Genomic DNA, 13,905 nt, shown 5'->3' with positions numbered 1-13,905 from the left:
CTTCCAAGCGAACTTCTCAGGACGGTAGCTGTGTCTGCATCCTCCCCTTCCGTACCCACACCCGCGTCCGCCGTCGTCACGGATGCCGCCGCTCCGGCCGCTCCGGCCGCTCCGGCCGCTCCGGAAGCGCCCACCTCGGTCGCCACCGGCGCGGGGGTTCCCGCCCCGACCGCCGCGGAGCTGCTCGCCTTCGTCCGCCGGACCGCCGAGGACTCAGCGCTCGTGGCCTCGCTCCCCCTCGATCCCGAGGGACGCACCTGGCTCCGGCTCGACGGCCCCGGTGGCAGCGAGGCGTGGCTGATCAGCTGGCCTCCCGGTACCGGCACCGGCTGGCACGACCATGCCGAGTCGACAGGTGCGTTCACCGTCGCTGCGGGCGCCCTCAGGGAGCACTCGCTGGCGGCCCGGCTGCCCACCGACGGCTGGAAGACCCTCGAACTGAGCGAAGGCGTCGACAGGACCCGGCTCCTGGCGACCGGCCAGGGCAGGGCCTTCGGACGGCACCACGTCCACGAGGTCCTCAACGAGTCCGGACGCGAGCACGCCGTATCCGTACACGCGTACTATCCGCCGTTGCCGCAGATCCGCCGGTTCAGCCGCGCGGGAGCGGTGCTGCGCCTGGAGCAGACGGAGCGTCCGGAGGACTGGCAGTGAGCAGCGGGCACGAGGACCGTGAGGCACCGGTGGGCATCGACGAGCTGCTCGACCGGGTGCGGGCGGGCTACGAACGGATCGGCCCCGAGGAGGCCGCGGCCGCCGCTGCCGAGGGGGCGCTGCTGGTCGACATCCGCTACGCGGCGCTGCGCGAGGAGGACGGGCTGATCCCCGGGGCGCTGGTGGTCGAGCGCAACGAACTGGAGTGGCGGCTCGATCCACAGGGCAGCCACCGCGCCCCACAGGCGGTGAGCCACGATCTGCGGGTCGTGGTGATCTGCAACGAGGGCTACGCCTCGAGTCTCGCCGTCGCCTCCCTGCGTCAGCTGGGACTGCACCGGGCCACGGACCTGACCGGCGGCTTCCAGGCGTGGCGGGCGGCAGGTCTCCCCGTCATCGTCTGACCGGAAGAGCCCGGGTTCCGCCGCTGGCGGCTCTCCGCGCCGACGGCCGGGCTCCCGGAGGTGCACCTGGCCTGCTTCCGCTCCGGTGGCCGCCTTCCTGAGGTGACCTTGGCCGGACTCCCGGAGGTGACCTTCACCTGCCTCCCCTCCCGTGGCCGGATTCCCCGAGCCGGCCCGGGTCGGCCACCGCTCCGGTCACCGGTGTCGCGGGAGACAGGGCCGGTGGGTGGCGCTCCCACCGGCCGCCGCGCAGGCAGGACCGAATGGCTCTCCGGCCCACCCGAACGCTGCTCTCCGGTGGAGCAATCGTCGCGCACGACGGACATTCGCCTCATCACTGAGGACCGGAATGTACGGAGATGGCGCGCCGATGGAAACCGCTCACCTCACCCCTGACCAGCTCGACGCACAAGCCTCCCGGCTCCACGACACGGAGGCGTGGCAGCACATCGTCACGGGCTGGGAGCGCACCGCCCCGGAACCCTCACCACCGGCGCCCGCATCGGACGACGGTGCTGCTCCGCCCGTGCGCCCGGCCGACTGGCGCGATCTGCTGTCCGTGCCCGTCGACCGGCTCGTCGAGGACTCCCTGCGGGCCGTGCCGGCGCGGCTGCCCCGCGAGCGCCCCCTGCCCGGGCGCTTCGGCGCCGTGCTGCCCGAGCGCCTGCACGCATGGCGCCGTATCGGACAGCCCGACGTGCGTCCGTCCGTCCATCTCGGCTACGCGCGGCAGATCCTGACCGAGTGGGGCTGGCAGAACACCCCCTACCGCCTGCGCAACGCCCGCGGTGAGCGCTGCCTCTGCGGGGCCATGCTGACCGCCCACCGCCTCGGCTACGGCTCGCTCGGCACCGTGGACCGCGCGGGTGCCTGGCTCATCACCGAGCTGCGCTCGCAGGGCTGGACCGGCCTGATCGGCCCCTGGAACCGGCATCCCGGGCGCAGTGCCGCCGAGGCACTGGCACTGATCGACGCCACGATCCGCCGGGCTTCCCTGGCAGGGCACTGAGCACGGCGACACACGCCCGCCGCGTGTCGCCCCGCCCGGATCAGCGGGAGCGCCCTTACGCCCCCGCCCCGGCACCGGCGCCGGCAGTACGAGCAGCTCCCGGCTCCCGGCAGCCGGTGACTCCGCGGCGGCGGCCCCCTCCGCCACCGCCGCGGACACCAGCTCGCACGACCTGTGCACGCACCCGTCCCCGGTCACCCCGGGCACACACCACGATTCCCGTGCACCTCATCGGTCGGCCCGTCCCCCTGTCCGCAATTCGCGCGTCCGCCGCGCGCCCGTCCCCCGGGGTCCCCCGTCCCCCGGCTCCCCGGTCAGAAGGGCTCGTCCAGCCCTTCCGTGTCCTCCCCCTCGGCCTCGATCGCCTGGCGCACCACGCGCAGGGCCATCCCCTCCCCGTACCCCTTGCGCGCAAGCATGCCCGCGAGTCGGCGCAGCCGCTTGTCACGGTCCAGCCCCCGGGTGGAGCGGAGCTTTCGTGCGACGAGCTCTCTGGCCGTCTCCTCCTCCTGTTCGGGGTCGAGCTGCCCGACGGCCTCGTCGATCACCGCCGCGTCCACCCCCTTGGTGCGCAGCTCCCGCACGAGGGCGCGCCGGGCGAGCCCTCTGCCGTGGTGCCGCGACTCGACCCAGGCGTCCGCGAACGCCCCGTCGTCGATCAGGCCCACGTCCTCGAACCGCGACAGCACTTCCTCCGCCGCCTCGTCGGGGATCTCCCGCTTGCGCAACGCGTCGGCCAGCTGCTTACGGGTGCGCGGGGTCCCGGTCAGCAGCCTGAGACAGATGTTGCGCGCCTGCTCGACCGGGTCTCGCGGTTCCCCCTTCTCGGCCCTCGACGAGGAAGGGGAACCGCTGCTCCTGGAACGGGAGCGGGAACGGCGGCCCGCCCCCTCGCCGAACCCGGCCCCCCGGCCGGGCTCCGGGGAATCCCCGGACGGCTCTGCGGCGTACTCGGGGCCGGAACCCGCACCGGCGGCGTCGGCGCCCGGCCACTCCGTGCGACGCGTCACGGCCTAGCTCTTGGCCGCCGCGGCCTTGGCAGGCTTGGCCTTGGTCGCGGGAGCCGGTACCGACTTGGCCGCCCCGTCCACCGGTGCGCCCGCGGCGACAGCGGCATCGGACGCGGTCTCCGTCGTCGCCTCCTCCGGACGGACACCGACGCCGAGCTTGTCGAGAATCTTCTTCTCGATCTCGTTGGCCAGGTCGGGGTTGTCCTTGAGGAAGTTGCGGGAGTTCTCCTTGCCCTGGCCGAGCTGGTCGCCCTCGTACGTGTACCAGGCGCCGGCCTTGCGGACGAAACCGTGCTCCACACCCATGTCGATCAGCCCGCCCTCGCGGCTGATGCCCTGGCCGTAGAGGATGTCGAACTCGGCCTGCTTGAACGGCGGCGCGACCTTGTTCTTGACGACCTTGACGCGGGTGCGGTTGCCCACGGCGTCGGTGCCGTCCTTGAGGGTCTCGATCCGCCGGATGTCCAGGCGCACCGAGGCGTAGAACTTCAGCGCCCGGCCACCGGTCGTGGTCTCCGGGGAGCCGAACATCACGCCGATCTTCTCGCGGAGCTGGTTGATGAAGATCGCGGTGGTCTTGGACTGGTTGAGCGCGCTGGTGATCTTACGGAGCGCCTGGCTCATGAGGCGGGCCTGCAGGCCCACGTGCGAGTCACCCATCTCGCCCTCGATCTCCGCACGGGGCACCAGGGCCGCCACGGAGTCGATGACGATGAGGTCCAGCGCACCGGAGCGGACCAGCATGTCGACGATCTCCAGCGCCTGCTCGCCGTTGTCCGGCTGCGAGAGGATCAGGTTGTCGATGTCGACGCCGAGCTTCTTCGCGTACTCCGGGTCCAGAGCGTGCTCCGCGTCGATGAAGGCCACCGAGCCGCCGAGCTTCTGCGCGTTCGCCACGGCGTGCAGCGTCAGCGTCGTCTTACCGGACGACTCCGGCCCGTAGACCTCGACCACGCGGCCGCGCGGCAGTCCGCCGACGCCGAGCGCGACGTCGAGCGCGGTGGATCCGGTGGGGATCACCTCGATCGGCTCGTTCGGCCGCTCACCGAGGCGCATCACCGCGCCCTTGCCGAATTGCCGTTCAATCTGTGCGAGTGCGGCGTCCAGCGCCTTCTCGCGGTCGGTTCCTGCCATGGGTTCCACCCGATTTGCTTGAGTCGATCGCTTCACGTCACAGACGCTAACCCCTGCCACTGACAATGGGCCTCGACGTCCTCCCGCCCTGTGGACAACTCCACGGTCGGGCCCGGCAAAACCCGGCCGGAATTCCATGAGAATGGATGTTCGAATTGCGTGTCAAGCGCACCACGCCGGGCCGACACAGCCGAGAGTAGCGGCTTATAACAGTCGACATCGAGCAGGTCAAGGAACTGTGACAGACCTCATGATGGATTCACGGCAATTCCGGACGTCCGGGCACTACCTTTCGGGAAAATCCGACAAGTGAGGGCGCGGCCCGCCTCACTCCCCGCCCGCGCCCCGCGCCCAGCGGCGGATCCGCGTCAGTACCGGCTCGCCACGCCTCCAGCGGTGGCCGCCCTGCACCCTGGGGTCGTCCATGACGTCGTAGCGCTTCACGTACGCCCCCAGGAACGCCTGGAGCGTCGCGACCGCCGGAATGGCGATCAGCGCCCCGACGGCGCCCATCAGCGCGGTGCCCGCGACCACCGAGCCGAAGGCGACCGCGGGGTGGATGTCGACCGTCTTGGACGTGAGCTTCGGCTGCAGCACGTAGTTCTCGAACTGCTGGTAGACCACGACGAAACCGAGAACCCACAACGCGTACCAGGGGTTGACGGTGAAGGCGATCAGCATGGGCAGCGCCCCGGCCAGATACGTGCCGATCGTGGGGATGAACTGCGAGACCAGGCCGACCCAGACCGCGAGCGCCGGAGCGTAGGGCACCCCGAGGACCACCAGCAGGACGTAATGCGCCGCGCCCGAGATCAGCGCCATCAGCCCGCGCGAGTAGATGTAACCACCGGTCTTGTCGACCGCGATCTCCCACGCGCGCAGCACCTCGGTCTGCCGCGAGGGCGGCAGTACGGAGCACAGCGCGCGCCGCAGCCGGGGGCCGTCGGCGGCGAAGTAGAACGAGAACAGGAAGATCGTGAGCAGCCGGAACAGCCCGCCGAGCACGGTCGTGGAGACGTCGAGCACGCCGGTCGCGCTGTTCTGCACGTACCTCTGGAGCCAGTCGGAGTGCAGCAGGCTGTCCTGCACCTCGACGCGGGAGAGCTCCGTGTGGAAGGTCTGGTTGACCCAGTTGATCACCGAGTCGAGGTACTTGGGGAACTCCTCGACCATGTCGACGATCTGCCCGGCGAGCATCGATCCGAGCAGGACGACGAAGCCCACCCCGGCGATCAGCACGGCGAGGAAGACCAGGAAGGTGGCGAGGCCGCGGCGCATCCCGCGCCCGGCCATGCGGCTCACCGCCGGCTCGATGGCCAGCGCGAGGAAGAAAGCGATGAGGATGTTGGTCAGCAGCCCGATGAGCTGGTAAAAAGCCCAGCTGCCGAGCTGGAAGCACCCGTAGAGAGCCAGTGCCATGACCACGGCACGCGGCAGCCAGCCGGGCATGCGGGCGGGGCCGGTACCGGTCGGCGGATTCGGTGGTACGGCCGGCGGGACGGGCGGCGAGGCGGGCGGCTGGGTCTGGGCGGTCTCGTCTGTCGGTGCCACGGGACAAGTCTCGCTCACCGCGGTGACAGCCGGACGCGCGGGCCGACGGGTGCCGCGCGGTGACGCAGGTCACGCGGTCCGGCCGGGGGGCGGAACCGCCGGCCTCAGCGCTTGTCCGGAGGCACGCCGACGGCCGAGCAGACCCCCCGCCAGACGTCCTTGGCCTCCCAGCCCGCGGCCAGCGCCTCATGCACCGTGCGTCCGCCGAGCTCCGCCATGTGGTGATCGCGCGCGAAGGAATCGGCGTACGTCTCGCCGAAGTGATCCGCCATCCGTTCCCAGAAAATCGTCAACCGCATGCCCCCAGTATCCCGCTCCTGAGAGTGCAGCCCGGCCGGGAGGGCCCTGCCGCGGGTGCTTCGCCCTCTACGGTCGGTCCATGGCTGGAACCGGACCAAACCCTCTCGCCCGCGCCGAGCAGTTCATCTGGCTCACCGCACGCGTTCTCGAACAGCGGCGGTTCGCCCACCTCTTCCTGGAGGGAAGCGCGGACGCCGTCGAGACCGCGCTCACCGCCTACCGGAACGAGGACGGCGGCTTCGGTCACGCACTCGAACCCGATCTCCGCGGGCCTGTCAGCCAACCGCTGCACACCGCTCACGCCCTGAGCGTTCTCGACTCGATCGGCCGCTGCGGTGGCCTGCGCGTCGAGCGGATCTGCCGCTACCTGACGGACGTGTCGACCAAGGAAGGCGCTCTGCCCGCGCTCCACCCCTCCCAGCGGGGCTACCCCGCGGCCCCGTTCATCCCCGTCGTCGACGACCCGCCCGCCGAACTGCTGACGACGGGACCGGTGGTCGGGCTGCTGCACCGCAATCAGGTCTGGCACGCCTGGCTGTTCAGGGCCACCGACTTCTGCTGGGCCGCAGTCGACGCGCTGGAACAGTCCCATCCCTACGAGATCGAGGCGGCCGTCGCCTTCCTGGACGGCGTCCCGGACCGGGCGCGTGCCGAACCGGCCGCCGACAGGCTGGGCCAACTGGTACGTGAACAGCGGCTGGTGGTTCTCGATCCGCGACGCCGCGCGGAGTGTCCGGTGGCCCCCGGTTACGCCCCGGGGGAGCATCACTTCCCCTACGACTACGCCCGTACCCCCGGATCGCTCGCCCGCCGCTGGTTCAGCGACGGCGAACTGGAGAGCTCCCTGGACCAGCTGTCCGCCGAACAGCAGGAGGACGGCGGCTGGCCGGTCAACTGGCGGCAGTGGGCACCCGGAACGGCCCTGGAGGGCCGCCCGATCGTGACGCTCAAGGCTCTGCAGACGCTCCGGGCGTACGGTCGCGGCCTGCGCTGAACCGTCCCGCTCAGGACACGGCGCGTACGACGGCGGTGACCAGGACAGCGGCGCCGACGACGACCAGGAAGGGAGCCCGCAGGACGAGAGCGAGTGCCGCCGCGGCGAGTCCCGCCGCCCGGGCGTCCAGCGCGAGGTGCTGCCCGTCGCCGAAGGTCTGCTGGGCGGTCAGCGCGGCGAGCAGGGCCACCGGGAGCAGCGCCGCCATGCGTTGCACGAGGGGGCGCTCCAGGACGCCCGCGGGGACCAGCAGCCCCAGGAGCTTCGCGAGGTAGCAGCCGACGGCGGTGAGCCCGATGGCGATCCAGATGTTCATCGGCCCTCCCCGGGCGTCATGTCCTCGGCGGCGATCTCGTCGGCGGTGCCCCTGCGGCCCTTCAGGAAGAGGACGACCGGTGCCGCCAGCGCGGACACCAGTACGGGCGCGCCCGCCGGCAGCACCGGCAGGAGGCCCAGCACCAGCAGGACGGCGAGCCCCGCCGTGACGCGCTCCGTGGTGCTCTTCAGCATCGGGGCGAGCAGTGCGAGGAACACGGCGGGACTGGCCGCGTCCAGCCCCCAGGCGTCGGTGTCGCCGAGCGCCTCGGCGCCGAGCGCGCCGATCAGCGTGGTCAGGTTCCACAGGGTGTAGAGGGTGAGCCCCGTCACGGTGAACCCGATGCGCGCTGCGCGCCGGGTGGGCTGGGGCAGGGTGACGGCGGTCGTCTCGTCGATGACCCATTGGGCGGCAAGGGGACGCAGCACGCGCGGAAGGGACAGCAGCTGCGACAGCCTCAGCCCGTAGAACGCGTTGCGGATACCGAGGAAGAACGCTCCCGCCGCCGCGGTGTAGGGGTTTCCGCCGGCAGCGAGGGCGCCCACGAGCGCGAACTGGGACGCGCCCGTGAAGACGAGGAGACTCAGCGCGCACGTCTGGAGAAGGGTGAGTCCGGAACCCGCCGAGGTCACGCCGAAGGCGAAGCCGGAGAGACCCACGGCTATGCCCACACCGAGCGCGTCCCGGACGACTGCCGCGTCCGGCTTCTCCTCGGCCGGGCCCCGGACGTCCGGGCCTGCCGTGTGCTGAGGGGGTGCTGTCTGTTCTGCCACGTCCGTGACGCTACGGGGAGAGATCCCGGCCGGTCTTGTACGTTCTTGCGCGCTCACGGCGGTAGGCGCCCGGAGGCACCCCCACGATCCGGGTGAAATGGCGGTTGAGGTGGGGCTGGTCGGTGAAGCCCACGGCGGTGGCGGCCTCGGCGGGGGCGGTGCCCGCGTCGAGCATGCGGCGTGCACGGCGCACGCGGGCATCGGTCAGCCAGGTGTGCGGGGGCATTCCGTACTGCTTCTTGAAGGCCCGCAGCAGCGCGAACGGGCTGGTGCCCAGCTCCGCGGCGAGCACTTCCAGGGTGGGCGGCCGCTCCATCCGTTCCTCCAGCACGGCACGTGCGCGGGCCGCGTCGCGGGCACCGGCGACGTGGGGCGCCCTGGTCGGCAGCACGCTGCCGTGGCGGTCGAGCAGCTGCGCGACCAGGACGCGCAGGACGCTGTCCGCCGCCAGGGCGTTGCCCTCCTCGGCGGCCCGGTGCACCTCGGTGATCAGCCGGGCGGCGCTCGGATCCCTCACGGCTGTCTCGGCGAAGCCGACCGTGCCACGTGTGTCCGTCAGATCGGCAGCGATGTCGTCGACCACCTGGGCGGACGGGTAGAGCGTGGCGTACACCCACCCTTCGGGCACTCCGGCGCGGGCGGTGTGCGGCACCTCCGGGTTGATCATGAGCACGGTCCCCGGCCCGGCGTGCACGGTGCCGCCAGGAAGACCGACATCCTCGACACCGCTGGTGATCGTGGCGAAGACGTAGCCCTCGTGGCTGTGGCGCGGAAAGGTGTGACGGACGTAGCGGGCACGCAGCAGGTCGAGCTCGGGCAGTTCGGCGTGCTGCCAGTGCCTCGCCCATTCCTGTGTCGTGTCCACCTCCGCCATGCTCACATTCTCGCAGGTCCGGGCGGTGGCAGAAGGCCGCGGAGGTGGGCGGCGGGCACGTCCACCGGCCGTTGTCGGTGGTGGGGTGCACGATGGGGGGCATGGCCGGTTCCGCACTCGATTCCTTCTCGCCCGCGACCCGTAGCTGGTTCGCGGGCGCATTCGACGCGCCCACCGCGGCACAGGAGGGCGCCTGGAGGGCCATCGGCCGGGGTTCGGACGTGCTGGTCGTCGCACCGACCGGATCGGGCAAGACGCTCGCCGCCTTCCTCGCCTCCCTGGACCGGCTGGCGGCGGCCCCGCCGCCAGCCGAGGCGAAGAAGCGCTGCCGCGTGCTGTACGTGTCGCCGATGAAGGCGCTCGCCGTGGACGTGGAGCGGAATCTGCGTTCACCGCTGACCGGGATCCGCCAGGAATCCGTGCGGCTGGGCCTGCCCGAGCCGGAGGTGCGGGTGGGGATCCGCTCCGGCGACACCCCTCCGGCCGAGCGCCGTTCGATGGCGACGAAACCCCCGGACATCCTCATCACCACTCCCGAATCACTGTTCCTGATGCTCACGTCCTCGGCCCGGGACGCACTGGCCGGGGTCGAGACGGTGATCGTGGACGAGGTGCACGCCGTCGCGGGCACCAAGCGCGGTGCCCATCTGGCTCTGTCCCTGGAGCGGATGGACGAGCTGCTGCCACGGCCCGCGCGCCGTATCGGGCTGTCGGCGACGGTCCGCCCGGTCGACGAGGTCGCGCGGTTCCTGTCGCCCCAGCGGAAGGTGGAGATCGTCCAGCCGCGGTCCACCAAGGAGTTCGACCTCTCCGTCGTGGTTCCGGTCGAGGATCTGGGCGAGCTGAGCGGGTCCCCGGCCACGGGCGACGAGGGCGGCCAGGCCGAGAAGCCGTCGATCTGGCCCCATGTCGAGGAGCGGATCGCCGATCTGGTCCAGTCCCACCGCTCCACGATCGTCTTCGCCAATTCCCGGCGGCTGGCCGAGCGCCTGTGCAACCGGCTGAACGAGATCGCCCACGAACGGGCGACCGGCGCCGCGTTCGAGGAGGGGGCCGAGGGCGGGCCCCTGGCCGAGGCCCACTCCCCCGCCGAGATCATGGCCCAGTCCGGGGCCGCCAAGGGCGCACCCCCCGTCCTCGCCCGTGCGCACCACGGTTCGGTGTCGAAGGAGCAGCGCTCCCAGGTGGAGGAGGACCTCAAGGCAGGCCGGCTGCCGGCCGTGGTCGCCACCTCCAGCCTGGAGCTGGGCATCGACATGGGCGCGGTCGACCTGGTGATCCAGGTCGAGTCGCCGCCGTCCGTGGCCTCGGGGCTGCAGCGGGTGGGCCGCGCGGGTCACCAGGTGGGCGCCGTGTCCACCGGCGTCGTCTTCCCCAAGTACCGCGGCGACCTGGTGCAGGCGGCCGTGGTCACCGAGCGGATGCGTGAGGGAGCCATCGAGGCCCTGCGGATCCCGTCCAACCCCCTGGACGTGCTCGCCCAGCAGATCGTCGCCACGGTGGCCCTCGACAGCTGGCAGGCCGACGACCTGCTCGCTCTCGCCCGCAGGGCCGCTCCCTTCGCCTCGCTGCCCGAGTCCGCGTTCACCGCCGTGCTCGACATGCTCGCCGGACGCTATCCGTCCGACGCCTTCGCGGAGCTGCGCCCCCGCGTCGTGTGGGACCGCGTCACCGGCACCGTCACGGGCCGTCCGGGCGCGCAGCGGCTCGCCGTCACCTCGGGCGGCACCATCCCCGACCGCGGGCTCTTCGGCGTCTTCCTGGCCGGCGCGGACCCGAAGAAGGGCGGCGGACGCGTCGGCGAGCTGGACGAGGAGATGGTCTACGAGTCCCGGGTCGGCGACGTCTTCACCCTGGGCACCACATCGTGGCGCATCGAGGACATCACCAGGGACCGGGTCCTGGTCTCGCCCGCCCCCGGGGTCCCGGGACGGCTGCCCTTCTGGAAGGGCGACCAGTTGGGCCGCCCGCTGGAGCTGGGCCGAGCGCTGGGCGCGTTCCTCAGGGAGATCGGCGCCCTGTCCGACGAGGACGCCCGGCTCCGGCTGCTCGCCGCCGGGCTCGACGCCTGGGCGGCGGACAACATCCTGTCGTACCTCGACGAGCAGCGCCGCGCCTGCGGCCACGTCCCCGACGACCGGACCGTCCTGGTCGAGCGGTTCCGCGACGAGCTCGGCGACTGGCGGATCGTGGTGCACTCGCCGTTCGGCGCGCAGGTACACGCCCCGTGGGCGCTCGCCCTGTCCGCCCGGCTCAGCGAGCGGTACGGCATGGACGCCCAGGTCATGCACGCGGACGACGGCATCGTGCTGCGGCTGCCCGACGCCGATCTCATGGGTCTCGACCTCCTCGACTTCGATCCGGTCCAGGCGGACGCGGGGGGCGGCGGGGGCGCCGAGCCCGGGCGCGGCAATGCCCGCCCCGGCTTTCCCGACGCCGGATTCGACAGTGACCAGCCCCCGGTGGCGGCCGCCGACGTGGTGTTCGACAAGGGCGAGATCAGCCAGATGGTCACCGAACAGGTCGGCGGTTCGGCTCTGTTCGCCTCCCGCTTCCGCGAATGTGCCGCGCGCGCCCTGCTGTTGCCCCGGCGCAGTCCCGGAAAGCGCACGCCCCTGTGGCAACAGCGCCAACGCGCGTCCCAGCTGCTCCAGGTGGCCTCCGAGTTCGGCTCGTTCCCGATCGTCCTCGAAGCCGTCCGCGAGTGCCTTCAGGACGTCTTCGACGTCCCGGGCCTCACCGAGCTGATGGGCGACCTGGAGGCACGCCGTATCCGCCTGGTCGAGGTGACCACGCCCGAGCCGTCCCCGTTCGCCCGCTCACTTCTCTTCGGCTACGTGGCGCAGTTCCTCTACGAGGGCGACTCGCCCCTCGCCGAGAGGCGTGCGGCAGCGCTCTCGCTCGACTCCCATCTCCTGGCGGAGCTGCTCGGCCAGGCCGAGCTGCGCGAGCTGCTCGACGCCGACGTCCTGGGCGAGCTGGAGCGGGAGCTGCAGTGGCTGAACGACGACCGGAAGATCAAGGACGTCGAGGGCGTCGCCGACCTGCTGCGCGTCCTCGGCCCGCTCACCGACGCGGAGCTGGCCGAGCGCGGCGCGGAGCCCGCATGGGCGCCGGAGCTGGAGACATCACGGCGCGCCATCCAGGTCCGCATCGGCGGCGCCCCTCACTGGGCGGCCGTCGAGGACGCGGGCCGGCTGCGCGACGCCCTCGGCACCGCGCTTCCGGTGGGGGTCCCCGAGGCGTTCACCGAGCCGGTCAAGGACCCGTTGGGCGACCTGCTCGCCCGCTACGCCCGTACCCACGGCCCGTTCACCAGCACACAGGCGGCAAGCCGTCTAGGCCTCGGAACCGCCGTCACGGACGGCGCACTCCAGCGGCTCGCCGCGTCGGGCCGCGTCGTCCAGGGTGAGTTCCACCCCGCGGGCATCGGCCAGGAGTGGTGCGACGCCACCGTCCTGCGGCGACTCCGCCGCCGTTCGCTCGCCGCGCTCCGCCAGGAGCTGGAGCCGGTTCCGCCTGCGGCACTGGCCGGCTTCCTCCCCCAATGGCAGCACGTGGGCGACAACAGCCTTCGCGGGATCGACGGACTGGCCCGCGCCATCGAGCAGTTGCAAGGCGCTCCGGTCCCCGCGTCCGCACTGGAGAAGCTGATCCTGCCGAGCCGCGTCATGGGATACACCCCCGCGATGCTCGACGAGCTCACGACCACCGGCGAGGTCGTCTGGGCGGGAGCGGGCGCCCTGCCCGGAAAGGACGGCTGGCTCTCCGTCTACCTGGCCGACAGTGCGCCCCTGCTCCTGCCGCCGCCACCGCCACTGGAACTGACCGCGTTGCACGAGTCGGTTCTCACCGTCCTCTCCGGTGGATACGGGCTCTTCTTCCGCCAGATCGCCGACCAGGTCCGCGCCACCACCCACCCGGACTGCACCGATGCCCAGCTGGCCGACGCGCTCTGGGACCTGGTCTGGTCCGGCCGTCTCACCAACGACACGCTGGCCCCGCTGCGTTCGCTCCTCGGCTCGGGGCGCACGGCCGGCTCCACCGCACACCGCGCGAGACGCAACGTGCCGCGCGGTCGATACGGATCCCTGACCGCGGCTGCCCGCCCCGCCTCCCGGACCGGGCCCCCGACCGTCTCCGGACGCTGGTCGCTCCTGCCCCCTCCCGAGCCCGAGCCGACCCACCGTGCACACGCCCTGGCCAGGACGCTCCTCGACCGCCACGGTGTGGTCACCCGCGGTGCGGTGCAGGCCGAGGGGGTCGAGGGCGGGTTCTCGGCGATCTACCGCATCCTCGCCGCGTTCGAGGACAGCGGGCAGGCCCGCCGCGGTTACGTCGTCGAGGGGCTGGGGGCGGCCCAGTTCGCGATGGACGGCGCCGTGGACCGGCTCCGGGCCGCCTCCACCGCACGCGACCGTGCCGACCCCGGCTCGGTTCCCCGCGCCCTGGTCCTCGCCGCGGCCGATCCCGCCAACGCCTACGGCGCCGCCCTGCCCTGGCCCGAGTCACCGGACGGCGCGGGACACAAGCCGGGACGGAAGGCCGGCTCGCTGGTGGTCCTCGTCGACGGTGAGCTGACGCTCTACATGGAGCGCGGCGGCAAGTCCCTCCTCGCGTGGCCGACCGACCCCGCCGACCCGGCACTCCGCGCCGCGGCAGAGGCGCTCGCGTCGGCCTCCCGCGCGGGGACGCTCGGCACGGTCACGGTGGAGCGCACCAACGGCGCCTCCTCGCTGACGTCCCCGCTGGGCCGCACTCTGGAAGCCGCCGGCTTCCTCGCCACGCCGCGAGGGCTGCGTCTTCGCGCCTAGGCCCCGCCGCGGGGAAGCGAACGCCCGAGGAACGGCGCGGGGCAGGGGCCGCGCGCAGCCCCGTCCGCGCAT

At 72.3% G+C, this 13,905-nt stretch carries 12 protein-coding genes; 5 read left to right on the top strand and 7 right to left on the bottom strand.

What is annotated here, in order from left to right:
- Positions 1-30: 30 nt before the first annotated feature.
- The 3 genes from ACFUNE_RS26575 (at position 31) to ACFUNE_RS26565 (ending at position 2,067) form a co-directional block, all read left to right on the top strand.
- Entirely contained in the window at positions 31-654 is a 624-nt protein-coding gene (locus ACFUNE_RS26575; protein ID WP_383573055.1) for a cysteine dioxygenase, read from the top strand.
- Positions 651-1,058 carry a rhodanese-like domain-containing protein gene (locus tag ACFUNE_RS26570; RefSeq protein ID WP_383573052.1) on the top strand — a complete coding sequence of 136 codons (408 nt, stop codon included), beginning with the start codon at positions 651-653 and terminating at the stop codon, positions 1,056-1,058. Before ACFUNE_RS26575 ends, ACFUNE_RS26570 begins: the two co-directional genes overlap by 4 nt.
- A gap of 370 nt (positions 1,059-1,428) precedes the next feature.
- Entirely contained in the window at positions 1,429-2,067 is a 639-nt protein-coding gene (locus tag ACFUNE_RS26565) for a hypothetical protein (protein ID WP_383573049.1), read from the top strand.
- 314 nt (positions 2,068-2,381) lie between these two features.
- Here ACFUNE_RS26565 and recX read toward each other — a convergent pair whose 3' ends face one another.
- The 4 genes from recX to ACFUNE_RS26545 form a co-directional block, all read right to left on the bottom strand.
- Entirely contained in the window at positions 2,382-3,077 is a 696-nt protein-coding gene (gene recX / locus ACFUNE_RS26560; RefSeq protein WP_383573046.1) for a recombination regulator RecX, read from the bottom strand.
- A gap of 3 nt (positions 3,078-3,080) precedes the next feature.
- Entirely contained in the window at positions 3,081-4,211 is a 1,131-nt protein-coding gene (gene recA / locus ACFUNE_RS26555) for a recombinase RecA (protein ID WP_383573043.1), read from the bottom strand.
- Between the two features lie 327 nt (positions 4,212-4,538).
- Positions 4,539-5,660 carry an AI-2E family transporter gene (locus ACFUNE_RS26550; RefSeq protein ID WP_383573431.1) on the bottom strand — a complete coding sequence of 374 codons (1,122 nt, stop codon included), beginning with the start codon at positions 5,658-5,660 and terminating at the stop codon, positions 4,539-4,541.
- 206 nt (positions 5,661-5,866) lie between these two features.
- Positions 5,867-6,061, bottom strand: coding sequence for a DUF3046 domain-containing protein (locus ACFUNE_RS26545; protein WP_383573040.1), 195 nt, complete (start codon positions 6,059-6,061; stop codon positions 5,867-5,869).
- An 80-nt stretch (positions 6,062-6,141) separates the two neighbouring features.
- On the opposite strand from ACFUNE_RS26545, the gene ACFUNE_RS26540 reads away from it, so the two are divergent.
- Positions 6,142-7,056 (top strand): hypothetical protein, encoded by a 915-nt coding sequence (locus tag ACFUNE_RS26540; RefSeq protein WP_383573037.1) that lies wholly within the window; start codon positions 6,142-6,144, stop codon positions 7,054-7,056.
- Between the two features lie 10 nt (positions 7,057-7,066).
- Here ACFUNE_RS26540 and ACFUNE_RS26535 read toward each other — a convergent pair whose 3' ends face one another.
- From ACFUNE_RS26535 to ACFUNE_RS26525, 3 genes are read right to left on the bottom strand one after another with little or no spacing between them, the layout of a single operon-like run.
- Entirely contained in the window at positions 7,067-7,372 is a 306-nt protein-coding gene (locus ACFUNE_RS26535) for an AzlD domain-containing protein (protein WP_383573034.1), read from the bottom strand.
- A complete protein-coding gene (locus ACFUNE_RS26530; RefSeq protein WP_383573031.1) occupies positions 7,369-8,145 on the bottom strand; it encodes an AzlC family ABC transporter permease in 777 nt (258 codons plus the stop codon). Before ACFUNE_RS26530 ends, ACFUNE_RS26535 begins: the two co-directional genes overlap by 4 nt.
- Before the next feature lie 10 nt (positions 8,146-8,155).
- On the bottom strand, positions 8,156-9,019 hold the full coding sequence (locus tag ACFUNE_RS26525) for an AraC family transcriptional regulator (RefSeq protein ID WP_383573029.1): 864 nt from the start codon (positions 9,017-9,019) through the stop codon (positions 8,156-8,158).
- Positions 9,020-9,120: 101 nt separating this feature from the next.
- Here ACFUNE_RS26525 and ACFUNE_RS26520 point away from each other — a divergent pair, with 101 nt between their 5' ends.
- Positions 9,121-13,833: a DEAD/DEAH box helicase gene (locus ACFUNE_RS26520; RefSeq protein ID WP_383573026.1), complete on the top strand. Its 4,713-nt coding sequence runs from the start codon at positions 9,121-9,123 to the stop codon at positions 13,831-13,833.
- Positions 13,834-13,905 lie beyond the last annotated feature (72 nt).

Source organism: Streptomyces sp. NPDC057287, assembly GCF_042667905.1.
Lineage (GTDB): Bacteria > Actinomycetota > Actinomycetes > Streptomycetales > Streptomycetaceae > Streptomyces.
Note: the sequence above shows the minus strand (reverse complement) of the source record. Positions and strands in the feature narration are given on the sequence as shown.

Excerpts from the sequence above, each read along its gene's own strand:
- ACFUNE_RS26550 (WP_383573431.1), bottom strand. The coding sequence starts at position 5,660 with ATGCCCGGCTGGCTGCCGCGTGCCGTGGTCATGGCACTGGCTCTCTAC.
- ACFUNE_RS26525 (WP_383573029.1), bottom strand. The coding sequence starts at position 9,019 with ATGGCGGAGGTGGACACGACACAGGAATGGGCGAGGCACTGGCAGCAC.
- ACFUNE_RS26535 (WP_383573034.1), bottom strand. The coding sequence starts at position 7,372 with ATGAACATCTGGATCGCCATCGGGCTCACCGCCGTCGGCTGCTACCTC.
- recA (WP_383573043.1), bottom strand. The coding sequence starts at position 4,211 with ATGGCAGGAACCGACCGCGAGAAGGCGCTGGACGCCGCACTCGCACAG.
- ACFUNE_RS26520 (WP_383573026.1), top strand. The coding sequence starts at position 9,121 with ATGGCCGGTTCCGCACTCGATTCCTTCTCGCCCGCGACCCGTAGCTGG.
- ACFUNE_RS26565 (WP_383573049.1), top strand. The coding sequence starts at position 1,429 with ATGGAAACCGCTCACCTCACCCCTGACCAGCTCGACGCACAAGCCTCC.
- ACFUNE_RS26540 (WP_383573037.1), top strand. The coding sequence starts at position 6,142 with ATGGCTGGAACCGGACCAAACCCTCTCGCCCGCGCCGAGCAGTTCATC.
- ACFUNE_RS26545 (WP_383573040.1), bottom strand. The coding sequence starts at position 6,061 with ATGCGGTTGACGATTTTCTGGGAACGGATGGCGGATCACTTCGGCGAG.